Below are 13,441 nucleotides of genomic sequence, written 5' to 3' on the forward strand. Positions count from 1 at the left end.
TGATGATTAAGCAATACCTGCAAGTAACTAAACCAGGAATTATTTTCGGTAATTTAATTTCTGTCGTCGGGGGATTCCTGCTCGCTTCCAAAGGGAGCATCGACTATCCCCTGTTTCTCGCCACCCTGTTAGGGGTCTCGTTGGTGGTTGCCTCGGGCTGTGTATTTAACAACTACATTGACCGCGACATCGACAAGAAAATGGAGAGAACGAAGAACCGGGTGCTGGTAAAAGGCCTGATCACGCCGAGTGTGAGCCTGGTTTACGCTACCTTGCTGGGTATTGCTGGTTTTGCACTGCTGTATATCGCAGCCAACCCGTTGGCCATGTGGCTGGCGGTGATGGGCTTTGTGGTTTATGTCGGCGTTTACAGCCTGTACATGAAACGCCACTCGGTATACGGCACGCTGATCGGCAGCCTGTCTGGAGCCGCGCCGCCGGTGATTGGCTACTGCGCGGTCACCAACGAGTTTGACGCTGGTGCATTGATCCTGCTGGCCATCTTCAGCCTGTGGCAGATGCCGCATTCCTATGCGATTGCCATCTTCCGCTTTAAAGATTACCAGGCAGCCAACATCCCGGTACTGCCGGTGGTGAAAGGCATCTCCGTTGCCAAAAACCACATCACGCTCTACATCCTGGCGTTTATGATCGCCACGCTGATGCTGACCCTTGGCGGTTATGCTGGCTACAAATACCTGATCGTCGCAGCGGCGGTGAGCGTATGGTGGCTAGGCATGGCGTTACGCGGCTACAAAGCGGAAAATGACAGCGTCTGGGCGCGCAAACTGTTTGTGTTCTCAATCGTGGCCATTACCTCACTCAGCGTAATGATGTCGATCGATTTCAGTGCCAGTGCGACACCGGAAACCTTGTTGACCTACGCTTGGTAAAACAGCGGTTATCTGCGAATGGGCCGCTTAGCGGCCCATTTTATTTGTTTCGGAGAAAAGCACACCAACTGTAATATCTGTTAAACAACATTCGATTTACCCCCCCTGCCCTACGCACTAGAATGACGCAACTTTGCCGAGGCTATTCCAACTGGCTAAGTCCCCCGCTTAACCTGTTGGAATAGGTTCGATACCCTATGAATTTCAAGTTGCAGCTAGGCGACAAGCTTGCTCATCCCCAGGAGCTTACTTTTGTAAGTGACTGGGGTGAGCAAGTGCAGCTAACAACGCTGCAACTTGAAAGGCGACGGGTTAACTGAGGTTTACATGAACGACAATATTATGACGCCCCAAGAACGCCGCGCAACCTGGGGCTTGGGTACCGTCTTTTCCCTACGCATGCTCGGCATGTTTATGGTGTTACCGGTCCTGACCACCTATGGGATGGCGCTGCACGGTGCCAGCGAGGCACTGATCGGCCTGGCTATCGGTATTTATGGTCTGGCGCAGGCGGTATTTCAGATCCCCTTCGGCCTGATTTCCGACCGCGTTGGCCGTAAGCCGCTGATCGTCGGCGGGCTGTTGATCTTCGCCCTTGGCAGCGTGATCGCAGCCTTAAGCGACTCTATCTGGGGGATCATTCTTGGCCGTGCATTGCAGGGTTCCGGGGCAATAGCTGCTGCGGTGATGGCGCTGCTGTCGGATTTAACCCGCGAACAGAATCGTACCAAGGCGATGGCGTTTATCGGCATCAGCTTCGGTATCACCTTTGCTATCGCCATGGTGGTGGGCCCGATAGTGACCCATGCTTTCGGTTTGCATGCGCTGTTCTGGATGATAGCCGTGCTGTCGCTCGCCGGTATCGCTATTACCTTGCTGGTCGTCCCTTCTGCTGACGAACACGTACTGAACCGGGAGTCGAGCATCGTACGGGGCAGTTTCAGCAAGGTGCTGAATAATTCGCGGCTGTTGAAACTCAACTTTGGCATCCTGTGCCTGCATATCCTGCTGATGTCCAGCTTCGTCGCCCTACCGTTGGCAATGGAAAAAGCCGGGCTGGCCGCGGCGGATCACTGGAAAGTCTATCTGGTCACCATGTTGGTTTCTTTCATTGCCGTAGTGCCATTTATCATCTATGCAGAAAAGTATCGCCGCATGAAGCAGGTCTTTATGGGCTGCGTAGCGGTTCTGTTTTGTGCCGAGGTGGTGCTGTGGTTTTCTGGCCAGCATCTATGGGGCATCATTGCCGGGGTGCAGTTGTTCTTTATGGCGTTTAACGTCATGGAAGCCATCCTGCCTTCGCTGATCAGCAAAGAGTCCCCTGCGGGTTATAAAGGCACGGCGATGGGCGTTTACTCCACCAGCCAGTTTATTGGCGTGGCCATCGGCGGCAGCGTGGGCGGCTGGTTATATGGTTTTCAGGGAGCAGGATTGGTCTTTATCGCCGGTGCGGTACTTGCCGCCGTCTGGTTTGTGGTCAGCAGCACCATGAAAGAGCCACCTTACGTCAGCAGCCTGCGTATCACGTTGTCTGAACTGGCGGTAAAAGATTCGGCGTTACAAAGCCGCTTGCTGGCTCAGCCGGGCGTAGCGGAAGCAGTTGTGGTTCCCGAGGAGCGCAGCGCTTACGTGAAGGTAGATACCAAACAGACCAATCGCGGCCAGTTGGAAGCCCTGATCGCAGCGCTTTAAGGATGCCCATCTACTTTGGCTTGATCGTCTGTTGTTCCCCCTCACCCCAACCCTCTCCCCAAAAAGGAGAGGGAGCGGGTACGGCATTATAGTCAGGCACAACACTCTGTCTGTGGCATGTTCAGATGAATATTTGACCCGGGGTTACAGACTGGAACAGACGTAAAGTTGTGGCACGATCGGTCCCCTCTCCCTGTGGGAGAGGGTTAGGGTGAGGGGCTACCCCCAGATCGGCACTACTTAATCGCGGAAGTTTTTAAACTGGAACGGCTGCCCCAGATCGGCACCACGGATCAGCGCCATCACGCTTTGCAGATCGTCACGCGCCTTACCGGTAACGCGGATTTCATCACCCTGGATCTGCGCCTGTACCTTCAGCTTGCTGTCTTTGATCAGCTTGACGATCTTCTTCGCCATTGAGCTTTCGATCCCCTGCTTGAGCTTGGCATCCACGCTGTAGGTTTTGCCACTGTGGGTCAACTCTTCCGGGATCTCCAGCGCGCCGCCTTCAATGCTGCGTTTCATCAGTTTTTCGCGCAGGATATCCAGCAGTTGCTGCACCTGGAAGTCAGACTCGCTGGCGACCTTAATGCTTTCGTCTTTCTCGTTCAGCTCAAAGCTGGCCGGTACGTTACGGAAATCCCAACGGGTGCTGAGATCGCGGGTAGCGTTATCAACGGCGTTGCGAACTTCCTGCATATCAATTTCGGAAACGATGTCGAAAGATGGCATACTTCTCTTCCTCCTGAATGGGTGCTCTATGATTTCGTTGCCGTGCATGATACCCGCTTTGCGGTTTCAGGCAAAATTCGGATATGCGCTTGAACAAGACGTTCAATAACAGATAAGCCTATAATCAAAAGGATCCACCAGTGGTCTTACCGGACACCAAGGAGATTTAATGAAAATAACCATTCTTGGTTGCGGTGCACTCGGACAACTGTGGCTTGCCAAGCTATATCAGCAGGGCCACGATGTACAGGGATGGTTACGGGTGCCCCAGCCATTTTGTGCGGTCAACGTCATTGACCCCGACGGCACATCGTTTAACCGTAATTTGCCCACCAACGATCCCGAACACCTGCGGCAAAGTGAGTTACTGCTGGTTACACTGAAAGCCTGGCAGGTTTCCAGCGCGGTGACGGCATTGCTGCCCAAACTAAACCCTCGCTGTGCCATTTTGCTACTGCATAACGGCATAGGGACTCAAGAGGAGTTGCCACCGCACAGCCAGCCGGTGTTACAGGGCATCACCACGCATGCCGCACGCCATGATGGTAACACTATTGTGCACGTCGCCAACGGCACCACCCATATCGGCCCAACGACACGGCAAGCCACCCATCTCAGCCATCTGGCAGAGATACTGCATCAAGCCCTGCCAGACGTTGCCTGGCATAACAATATTACTTCGGCCAGTTGGCGCAAGCTGGCGGTCAACTGCGTCATCAACCCGCTAACCGTACTGTATGACTGCCGTAATGGCGATCTGCAACGCTATCCTGAGCAGATAGAGCTTATCTGCCGTGAAGTGGCTAGCGTGATGGAGATGGAAGGCCACCACACCTCATGCGAAAGCCTGGTGTTCTATGTGATGCAGGTGATCCAGTCAACGGCGGACAACATCTCCTCGATGCTGCAGGATATCCGTTCTCAGCGGCACACAGAGATCGACTACATTACCGGTTATTTGCTGCGTCGCGGACGCAGCCACGGCATTCCTCTGCCAGAAAATACCCGCCTGTTTGAAATCATTAAACGCAAGGAAAATAGCTATGAGCGCATCGGTATTGGTCTGCCTGGCACCTGGTAGTGAAGAAACCGAAGCCGTAACCACCATCGACCTGCTGGTTCGTGCCGGAGTCAAAGTAACGACCGCCAGCGTTGCCAGTGACGGTGGCCTGACCATCGTCTGCTCACGCGGCGTGAAGCTGCTGGCAGACGCTCCCTTGGTGGCGATTGTTGATGACCACTTTGACGCCATCGTCTTACCTGGCGGCATCAAGGGTGCGGAATGTTTTCGCGATAGCCCGTTGCTGGTGGAAAAAGTCCGCCAGATGCATCTGCAAGGCAATATTGTCGCCGCCATCTGTGCGGCACCGGCCTTGGTATTGCAGCATCACCAACTGTTCCCGATCGGCAATATGACCGGCTTCCCCGGCCTGAAAGAGCAGATCCCAGAAGGGCAGTGGATGGAAAGACGCGTTGTGTTCGACCCGCGCGTCAACCTGCTCACCAGTCAAGGGCCAGGCACCTCGATGGAGTTTGCCCTGAAACTGATCGATTTGCTGTTGGGTAAGGCCAAAGCGGCAGAGATAGCGGCACAGCTGGTACTGATCCCTGGCATGTACGACTTCCGCGATTGAATCAATATCGGCAGGCCGGTTGGCCTGCCAAGCCAATGACTTATTCGCTGATGGTAAAGGTCAGCGTTGAAAGCAACACGGATTCATCACATTTCGCCTTATCCACATAAGGCAGTTTATGTTCGGTTTCGACAACCCAATATCCTGCCTTCAGCGGGTAAACATTGACTTTGCCCTTGCCGTCGGTCTGATTCAAAAAGGCTTTGGCATGACTATGAGTATGCCCGTGGTGCTCATGTTGGTCGCCAAAACCGGCAAACGTCGCCGTCACATCGGCATTCTTTAGCGGTTTCCCGTCATACAATACCTGTATTGGCAACGGCTGCCCTGGCTTGATAGTAGCCGGGTTGGCTAACGGGATAATTTCCAACTGCAATCCCTGCGGCTGGCTGATGACGGCGGTCTCTGTCGCACCATCGATGTTCACAATGGTCTTACCGAACATGGAGGCCCGCTCGCAGTACAGCGCATCCGGCATTTCCGTCCTGCTCTGCTGTTGCCATCCCGCTTTATTTTTCGACCAATAGGTGGGTTTATAGAGAGCGATAGCGGCATAGCTGCCCTTGGCTAACGGTTTTTCCGTCACGAACTGGTAATTCTCTTTACCAGGCTTCAGCAACAGATCCCCATTTTTTCCGATCAGCTGTGCCGGTGCGAAAATGTGCAGGCGATCTTCAGGGATCGCTTCTGCGGTAGGGAACTCATCTCCATAACCGAGCTCTATCGTGCTCTGCCCACCCGCAGCGGGTAGCGCATTAACCCATAAAGAATGGGCCTGAGAATAGCTGACAAACCAAAAAGGCAGTATCACCACCAACTGTTTTAACTGCATTAACCTGCTCCTTTCCCAATCAATAAAAAGATATGTTATAACGTAACAATAAATAAACCAAAGTAAGCCACTCTGTCAAAGTTATTCGAGGGGAAAGAGAAAAAAGGAGGATCAAACAGGGGAAGTGGTTATGGGTAGCAACACCAGAGAAACGGCATTGCTACCCTGCAACGCAGATTACGGGCGGTAGACTTTAACGTTAGCGTAGCCCTGCTCCAGCAGGTACAGCGCTTGCAAACGGCTCATCACGCCGCGCTCACAGTACAGCAGATAGGTTTTGCTCTGATCGAGATCGGCAAACTGCGTGCCTAACTTGTAGAACGGCAGCAGTTTGACTTCCACCTGCGCCAGTTGCAGCGGCTTCTCTTCCTGCTCGTCCGCCGAGCGGATATCCAGGATCACTTCGTCAGCGCTGAATTCAGCCACGGTTTCTACTTCGGCGACCTGCTGACTGGTTTCTTCTGCGATAGTGCGGATATCGACGTTACGCGCTTCGCGCACCACGCGATCGAGGATCTCGAAGTCAAAGTGCCCTTCTTCCTCTTCAATCCTGGTTTTGATTGCCTTGACCGTCGGGCTTTTTGAGATCACACCACAATACTCCGGCATGGTCTTGGCGAAGTCTTCAGTGCCGATTTCACGCGCCACGTTGATGATGTGCTCTTTATCATGCGAGATCAGCGGGCGCAGGATCAGGGTATCGGAGGCGTTATCGATCAGGCGCAGGTTGGTCAGGGTCTGGCTGGAAACCTGGCCCAGCGCTTCGCCGGTCACCAAAGCCTGTACGCCATAACGCTCAGCAACCTGGGAAGCGGCACGCACCATCATACGCTTGAGCACCACGCCCATCTGGCCGTCATCGACCTTTTCCAGGATCTCACCGACCACCGGTTCGAAATCGATCGCCACAAAGCGCACCTTGTGTGAGCTGCCGAAGCGGTTCCACAGATAGTAGGCAACCTGCTTGACGCCAATTTCATGCGCCGCGCCACCCAGATTAAAGAAGCAATAATGTACGCGACAGCCACGGCGCATCAGCATATAGCTGGAAACACCGGAGTCAAAACCGCCGGAAATCAGTGACAGCACATCTTCCTGGGTGCCGATCGGGTAGCCGCCAATGCCTTCGCGGCGCGCCTTGACCAACATCAGCTTGTCGTCATCGATCTCCAGGTTCACCGTGACCTGAGGGCGAGAAAGTTTGACGCGTGCGCTTTCAATATGCTGGTTCAAACCGCCACCGACGTAACGCTCAACATCCTGCGAGCTGAACTCATGCTTGCCACGGCGTTTCACCCGTACGCAGAAGGTCTTGCCTTCCAGTTGCTCGCGGTAGGTTTCCAGCGTCTGCTCAAAGATGTGGTGGACATCGGTATAGGCGCGATCTTCCACCTCCAGGATATGGTGAATGCCGGGAATACGCGTCAGGGCATCGGCAATCACCGGGCGCTGATCTTCATCTTTGGCACGCACCTCGATAAAATCCCAGTGACGGACAACCGCCAGAGTTTCATCATACTGCTTCAGGACGTTACGGATGTTGGTAGTCAGGATCTTAATAAAGCGCAAGCGCACAGATTGACTCTTGATGGTGATTTCCGGGAACAATTTAATGATAAACTTCATGGCGGTCTTTATAGTCTGATGAAAATTAGGCAATACCTCTGCCCTACGGGGTTCAGCGGCGGCGGTTAGCTGCCACTGCAAGGCTATTAGGTATACAATGGCGATAAGATTGATAAAATCGCGGGCTGGCCGAGCTTTTATCAATCTTATCTGGGCGCGAAGTATATCACTATCTGCACGCGCGCCGTGCACAAAACCACATAGACGTGCCATGATTTGCTAATCAAGATCCGCTAGGATAGGCTCGGGCCCCACTGTTCACATGATGATGTAAAAAGAAAACTATGGCGAAAAAACCTGCACAATCAGACAGTAAAGAGCAAGGCATCAGCTTTGAGAATTCTCTGAGCGAACTCGAAAGTATCGTAACCCGGTTGGAATCCGGCGAGTTGCCGCTGGAAGATGCGCTCAATGAGTTTGAACGTGGCGTCCAATTGGCTCGCCAGGGCCAACAAAAGCTGCAACAGGCTGAGCAGCGCGTACAGATCCTGCTCAACGACCATAACGACGATGCTGCACTGACCCCTTTTACCCCGGACGCTGAGTAATTACGATGTCTGAGTTCCACGATCAGTTACAGGCCTTCCATCAGCGCAGCGATCGCGCACTGCTTGGTTATATCGCTCCGCTGCCGTTCAATGAGGGCAAAATGGTTGAGGCGATGCGTCACGGCGCCTTGCTGGGCGGTAAACGGCTACGGCCTTTCCTGGTTTACGCCACCGGGCAAATGTTTGGCCTGAGCCTGGAGAATCTGGATGCCCCAGCGGCGGCGGTGGAGTGCATCCATGCCTATTCGCTGATCCATGACGACCTGCCAGCAATGGATGACGACGATCTGCGCCGTGGCCAGCCAACCTGTCATATCAAATTTGGCGAAGCTAACGCGATTCTGGCGGGCGATGCCCTGCAAACGCTGGCTTTCTCGATCCTGGCTGACGCCGACATGCCCGATGTGGCACTGCGCGATCGGCTGGCGATGATTTCCGAACTGGCCAAAGCCAGCGGCGTTGCCGGTATGTGCGGTGGCCAGTCGCTGGATCTGGAAGCCGAAGGCAAGCAGATCGATCTACAGGCACTAGAACAAATCCATCGCCATAAAACCGGCGCGCTGATCCGTGCTGCGGTTCGCTTGGGGGCATTGGCCGCCGGTGAACCGGGCCGTGCTGCACTCCCTGAACTTGACCGTTACGCGGCCGCCATTGGCCTGGCGTTTCAGGTGCAGGACGATATTCTTGACGTCGTGGGCGAAACCGAAAAAATCGGTAAACGCCAAGGCTCCGACCAACAGCTTGGCAAGAGTACCTACCCGGCCCTACTTGGGCTTGACAGTGCCAAGTTAAAAGCGTGGGATCTCTATCAGGAAGCCTTGGCCGCATTAGACTCGTTGGCCACACAATCTTATAACACCGCACCATTACGTGCATTGGCCAACTTCATTATTGAACGCGACAATTAACTCCTCTGATATGAGTACTGAATGAGTCTTGATATAGCCAAATACCCGACCTTGGCCTTAGCGGAAAATCCTGAAGAACTCCGCTCGTTGCCAAAAGAAAGCCTGCCGAAGTTGTGTGATGAACTGCGGCAATACCTGCTGGACAGCGTCAGCCGTTCCAGTGGCCACTTTGCGTCTGGGCTGGGTACCGTCGAGCTGACGGTGGCACTGCATTACGTCTACAACACCCCTTTCGATCACCTGGTTTGGGACGTTGGCCATCAGGCTTACCCACACAAAATCCTGACCGGTCGGCGTGACCGCATCTCGACCATTCGCCAGAAAAACGGCCTGCACCCATTCCCGTGGCGCGCCGAAAGTGAATATGACGTGTTGTCCGTTGGCCACTCTTCAACCTCGATCAGCGCGGGTCTTGGTATGGCCGTGGCCGCCGCGCGTGAGGGCAAAAACCGCCGCACCGTCTGCGTGATTGGCGACGGTGCCATCACCGCAGGCATGGCGTTCGAAGCCATGAACCATGCGGGCGACATCACCCCGGATATGCTGGTGGTGCTGAACGACAATGAAATGTCGATCTCAGAAAACGTCGGGGCGTTGAATAATCATCTGGCGCAACTGCTGTCTGGCAAGCTCTACTCCACGCTGCGCGAAGGCGGCAAGAAGGTGCTTTCCGGTCTGCCGCCGATCAAAGAACTGCTCAAGCGTACCGAAGAACACCTCAAAGGTATGGTAGTCCCAGGCACGCTGTTTGAAGAGCTGGGCTTTAACTACATTGGCCCGGTAGACGGGCACGACGTGCAGGGATTGGCCGCTACGCTAAAAAACATGCGTGACCTGAAAGGCCCACAGTTACTGCATATCATGACCAAAAAAGGCCGTGGCTATGCTCCGGCAGAAAAGGATCCGATCAGCTTCCACGCGGTGCCGAAATTCGATCCGGCGAGCGGCACCCTGCCAAAAAGTGCTGGCGGCCTGCCAACCTATTCCAAGATCTTTGGCGAATGGCTGTGTGAAACGGCGGCCAAAGACAGCCAACTGATGGCGATCACGCCAGCCATGCGCGAAGGTTCCGGCATGGTGCAGTTCTCTCGCGACTATCCGCAGCAGTATTTCGACGTGGCGATCGCCGAGCAGCATGCGGTGACTTTCGCCGCCGGGTTGGCGATCGGCGGTTACAAGCCGGTGGTGGCGATCTACTCCACCTTCCTGCAGCGCGCCTACGATCAGGTGATCCACGACGTGGCGATCCAGGAGCTGCCGGTGATGTTTGCCATCGATCGCGGCGGCATTGTCGGTGCCGACGGCCAGACCCACCAGGGCGCCTTTGATATTTCGTTCCTGCGCTGCATCCCGAATATGGTGATCATGACGCCGAGCGACGAAAACGAATGTCGCCAGATGCTGTACACCGGTTATCACCACAACGCTGGCCCAAGTGCGGTACGCTACCCACGGGGCAACGGTACGGGGGCAACGCTGGAACCTCTGGCCGCACTGCCGCTCGGTAAGGGCATCGTGCGCCGCGAAGGGGAAAAGATTGCCATCCTCAACTTTGGTACCCTGTTGGCGGAAGCCGCTCAGGTCGCCGAAGCGATGAACGCTACGCTGGTGGACATGCGCTTCGTCAAACCACTGGACGAACAACTGGTGCTGGAAATGGCCGCCAGCCACGAAGTGTTGGTGACGCTGGAAGAAAACGCCATTATGGGCGGCGCTGGCAGTGGGGTTAACGAATTGCTGATGGCCAAACGCCGTGTAGTACCCGTACTGAACATTGGCCTGCCGGATTACTTTATCCCACAGGGCGGCCAGGAAGAGATCCGCAGCGATCTGGGCCTGGATGCGGCCGGTATTCAACGCCAGATCGAAACCTGGTTGGCATAAACTAGCTAAGGGCGCCGCACTGGGCGCCCTTATCAATCCCACTCTTCAACGCCACGCCCATCATTTCTGCATCATTTTCCGCTACAGTTATTTTTTGAACGGTACACAGGAGAGAGGCATGAAATATCTACAGCTAGGTAACACCGATCTCAACATTTCCCGCATCTGTTTGGGTTGCATGACCTATGGCGAGCCCTCACGTGGCAACCATGCCTGGACGCTGCCGGAGGAAAGCAGCCGTCTGTTGATCAAGCAGGCGCTGGATGCGGGAATCAACTTCTTTGATACCTCCAACAACTATTCCGATGGCAGCAGCGAGGAGATCGTTGGCCGGGCACTGCGCGACTATGCTCGCCGCGACGAGGTGGTGATCGCCACCAAAGTCTATAACGCCATGAGCAACTTGGAACGTGGCCTGTCACGGCCCAAGATCATGCAGTCGATCGACGACAGCCTGCGGCGTTTGGGTACCGACTACGTCGATTTACTGCAAATCCACCGTTGGGACTATGAAACCCCGATCGAAGAGACGCTGGAAGCCCTGCATGACGTAGTAAAATCGGGTAAGGCACGCTATATCGGAGCTTCTTCGATGTACGCCTGGCAGTTTGCCAAGGCGCTGTACACCGCCGATCTGCACGGCTGGACACGCTTTGCCAGCATGCAGGATCAGTACAACCTGATCCAACGGGAAGAAGAGCGCGAAATGCACCCGCTCTGCGCCGCCGAAGGGATTGCGGTACTTCCCTGGAGCCCGCTGGCACGTGGCAGGCTGACACGCCCTTGGGGCGAAACCACAGCGCGTCTGGTCAGCGACCAATATGGCAAAACCTTGTATGACGCTACCGAAGGGGTTGATGCTCTGATTGCCGAGCGAGTAGCCACTATTACTGAAGAGCGCGGCGTTTCGCGAGCGCAAATCGCCCTCGCATGGCTGCTGAGTAAACCGGTGGTTACCGCGCCGATTATTGGTGCTTCACGCAGCGAACATTTGATCGATGCCGTAGCCGCCATTGATCTGGAGCTTACATCACAGGAAATTGCAGAATTAGAAACGGCCTATGTGCCGCATCATGTGGTCGGCTTTGAATAGCAGCCAAGCGTAGTCAAAAATGCAAAAACCCGACTGCTGAGGTCGGGTTTTTAGGTTTCGGCCAATAGCTCAGGCCGGAATAAAGCCATCTCTTACTAACAGGATCAGTCTGAGCCCAAAGAGACTCATAACGCCATACTGATGGCTATTGAGCGCTCCCGAAGTGATCGTAACCACTCCAAGGCAGTTCAACTTCTTGCTGATCGCGGTAGAACTTCATCCCTTCAGACTGCGGGCCAATCTGGCCAATACAGGTGTAATCCGCTCCTAAATGGCTTAATGCCACTTCCAGCGCACCCCGATTGATCTCTGGCACGGTGAAGCACAGTTCATAATCTTCGCCGCCGGTCAGCGCCCAACGCAGCGCCTGATCTGCCTCGGTATTGCTGGTCAGCGTCTGCGACAGCGGCAACTCATCCAGTTCAATACGGGCACCGCACTCAGAGGCGTTCAGCACATGTCTCAGATCGGAAATCAGACCGTCGGAGATATCGATCGCCGAGCTGGCCAAATCACGCAGCGCTTGGCCTTGCAGCACACGCGGATGCGGACGCAGATGGCGCGCCAATAGATATTCTTGAGCAGCCCGATCGCTCACTTGCAAACGATCCTGCAGGATTGCCAGCCCGGCGGCGCTGTCCCCCAGCGTACCGGTCACGTAAATCCAGTCGCCAATGCGTGCACCGCTGCGGGTTAACGCCCGCCCGACCGGGATATGGCCGTGGATCGTCAACGTCATGCTCAGCGGGCCACGGGTGGTGTCGCCGCCAATCAGCTGCATGCCGTAGTAATTCATCTGTTCGAACAGGCTATCGCTGAACGCCTTGAGCCACTCTTCGTTCACTTCCGGCAACGTCAACGCCAGCGAAAGCCACGCGGGATCGGCGCCCATTGCTGCCAGGTCGCTCAGGTTAACCGCCAGGGCTTTATAACCGAGATCGGCGGGATCGATATCCGCCAGGAAGTGAATACCCGAAACCAGGGTATCGGTACTGATGGCTAAAAGCTGTTTTTCCGGCACTGTAAGCAGTGCGCAGTCATCGCCAATGCCGAGCTGTACGTCGCGGCGCACACTTTTGAACCGGTCAAAATAGCGGGCAATGAGATCAAATTCGCCACATGCCATAATTCGTCTTCCAAAGAAGTAAGGCCGGTTTCCCGGCCTTATATTTTATTTTTTCCTACGGATGCTGGGGGCTGCTTTATCCAGCACGCCATTTACAAACTTGTGGCTATCTTCTGCGCCGAAGGTTTTCGCCAGTTCGATCGCTTCGTTGATGGCCACTTTGTAAGGGACGTCTTCACGCATTTTCAGCTCGAACAGCGCAATGCGCAGCACGGCTCTTTCCACCTGGCCCAATTCTTCGAGCTGGCGCGACAGGAAGGGGGCCATCAGGCCATCCAGCATACCTGCGTTGACTGCCACACCGGACAGCAGCTCACGAAAATAGGCGACGTCAACATCTTTGACATCCTGCTCCGTCAGGAACTGGTGTTCAACATCGGCAATGTCATTTTTAGACAACTGCCAAGAGTAAATCGCTTGAACAGCGCACTCACGAGCGCGACGACGAGCAGCAGGTTTCACGGAATTCCCCT

General features: G+C 54.8%; 13 protein-coding genes. 8 read left to right on the top strand and 5 right to left on the bottom strand.

Annotated elements, in window-relative coordinates; genetic code table 11:
* The first annotated feature begins 2 nt into the window (after positions 1-2).
* Together cyoE and JHD74_RS00915 are read left to right on the top strand one after the other, a co-directional pair.
* Positions 3-893 carry a heme o synthase gene (cyoE, locus tag JHD74_RS00910; protein WP_074030765.1) on the top strand — a complete coding sequence of 297 codons (891 nt, stop codon included), beginning with the start codon at positions 3-5 and terminating at the stop codon, positions 891-893.
* 327 nt (positions 894-1,220) lie between these two features.
* Complete coding sequence (locus JHD74_RS00915) at positions 1,221-2,585, top strand: MFS transporter (protein ID WP_024483938.1); 1,365 nt, start codon at positions 1,221-1,223, stop codon at positions 2,583-2,585.
* Positions 2,586-2,825: 240 nt separating this feature from the next.
* Here the strand turns inward: JHD74_RS00915 and JHD74_RS00920 are convergent, their stop codons facing one another.
* On the bottom strand, positions 2,826-3,317 hold the full coding sequence (locus tag JHD74_RS00920; RefSeq protein WP_024483937.1) for a YajQ family cyclic di-GMP-binding protein: 492 nt from the start codon (positions 3,315-3,317) through the stop codon (positions 2,826-2,828).
* A 169-nt stretch (positions 3,318-3,486) separates the two neighbouring features.
* Here JHD74_RS00920 and panE point away from each other — a divergent pair, with 169 nt between their 5' ends.
* Both panE and yajL read left to right on the top strand, forming a co-directional pair.
* On the top strand, positions 3,487-4,398 hold the full coding sequence (gene panE, locus JHD74_RS00925) for a 2-dehydropantoate 2-reductase (protein ID WP_024528640.1): 912 nt from the start codon (positions 3,487-3,489) through the stop codon (positions 4,396-4,398).
* Positions 4,361-4,951: a protein deglycase YajL gene (yajL, locus tag JHD74_RS00930; RefSeq protein WP_024483935.1), complete on the top strand. Its 591-nt coding sequence runs from the start codon at positions 4,361-4,363 to the stop codon at positions 4,949-4,951. Before panE ends, yajL begins: the two co-directional genes overlap by 38 nt.
* Positions 4,952-4,991: 40 nt before the next feature.
* Here yajL and JHD74_RS00935 read toward each other — a convergent pair whose 3' ends face one another.
* Both JHD74_RS00935 and thiI read right to left on the bottom strand, forming a co-directional pair.
* Positions 4,992-5,783 (bottom strand): DUF4198 domain-containing protein, encoded by a 792-nt coding sequence (locus JHD74_RS00935; protein ID WP_024528641.1) that lies wholly within the window; start codon positions 5,781-5,783, stop codon positions 4,992-4,994.
* Between the two features lie 177 nt (positions 5,784-5,960).
* A complete protein-coding gene (thiI, locus tag JHD74_RS00940; RefSeq protein WP_024528642.1) occupies positions 5,961-7,409 on the bottom strand; it encodes a tRNA uracil 4-sulfurtransferase ThiI in 1,449 nt (482 codons plus the stop codon).
* Between the two features lie 284 nt (positions 7,410-7,693).
* Between thiI and xseB the strand changes: the two genes are divergently transcribed.
* The 4 genes from xseB (at position 7,694) to JHD74_RS00960 (ending at position 11,842) form a co-directional block, all read left to right on the top strand.
* On the top strand, positions 7,694-7,957 hold the full coding sequence (xseB, locus tag JHD74_RS00945; RefSeq protein ID WP_024528643.1) for an exodeoxyribonuclease VII small subunit: 264 nt from the start codon (positions 7,694-7,696) through the stop codon (positions 7,955-7,957).
* A gap of 5 nt (positions 7,958-7,962) precedes the next feature.
* Positions 7,963-8,865: a (2E,6E)-farnesyl diphosphate synthase gene (ispA, locus tag JHD74_RS00950; RefSeq protein WP_024528644.1), complete on the top strand. Its 903-nt coding sequence runs from the start codon at positions 7,963-7,965 to the stop codon at positions 8,863-8,865.
* Positions 8,866-8,886: 21 nt separating this feature from the next.
* Positions 8,887-10,749, top strand: coding sequence for a 1-deoxy-D-xylulose-5-phosphate synthase (gene dxs, locus JHD74_RS00955; RefSeq protein ID WP_024528645.1), 1,863 nt, complete (start codon positions 8,887-8,889; stop codon positions 10,747-10,749).
* A 118-nt stretch (positions 10,750-10,867) separates the two neighbouring features.
* Positions 10,868-11,842, top strand: coding sequence for an aldo/keto reductase (locus tag JHD74_RS00960; protein WP_199061308.1), 975 nt, complete (start codon positions 10,868-10,870; stop codon positions 11,840-11,842).
* A 145-nt stretch (positions 11,843-11,987) separates the two neighbouring features.
* Here the strand turns inward: JHD74_RS00960 and thiL are convergent, their stop codons facing one another.
* Both thiL and nusB read right to left on the bottom strand, forming a co-directional pair.
* Positions 11,988-12,968 (bottom strand): thiamine-phosphate kinase, encoded by a 981-nt coding sequence (gene thiL / locus JHD74_RS00965; RefSeq protein WP_024528647.1) that lies wholly within the window; start codon positions 12,966-12,968, stop codon positions 11,988-11,990.
* Positions 12,969-13,013: 45 nt separating this feature from the next.
* Positions 13,014-13,430 (bottom strand): transcription antitermination factor NusB, encoded by a 417-nt coding sequence (nusB, locus tag JHD74_RS00970; RefSeq protein ID WP_021180188.1) that lies wholly within the window; start codon positions 13,428-13,430, stop codon positions 13,014-13,016.
* Positions 13,431-13,441: the final 11 nt, after the last annotated feature.

Origin of the sequence: Serratia sp. ASV30 (assembly GCF_016428815.1) — a bacterium.
GTDB lineage: Bacteria > Pseudomonadota > Gammaproteobacteria > Enterobacterales > Enterobacteriaceae > Chania > Chania fonticola_C.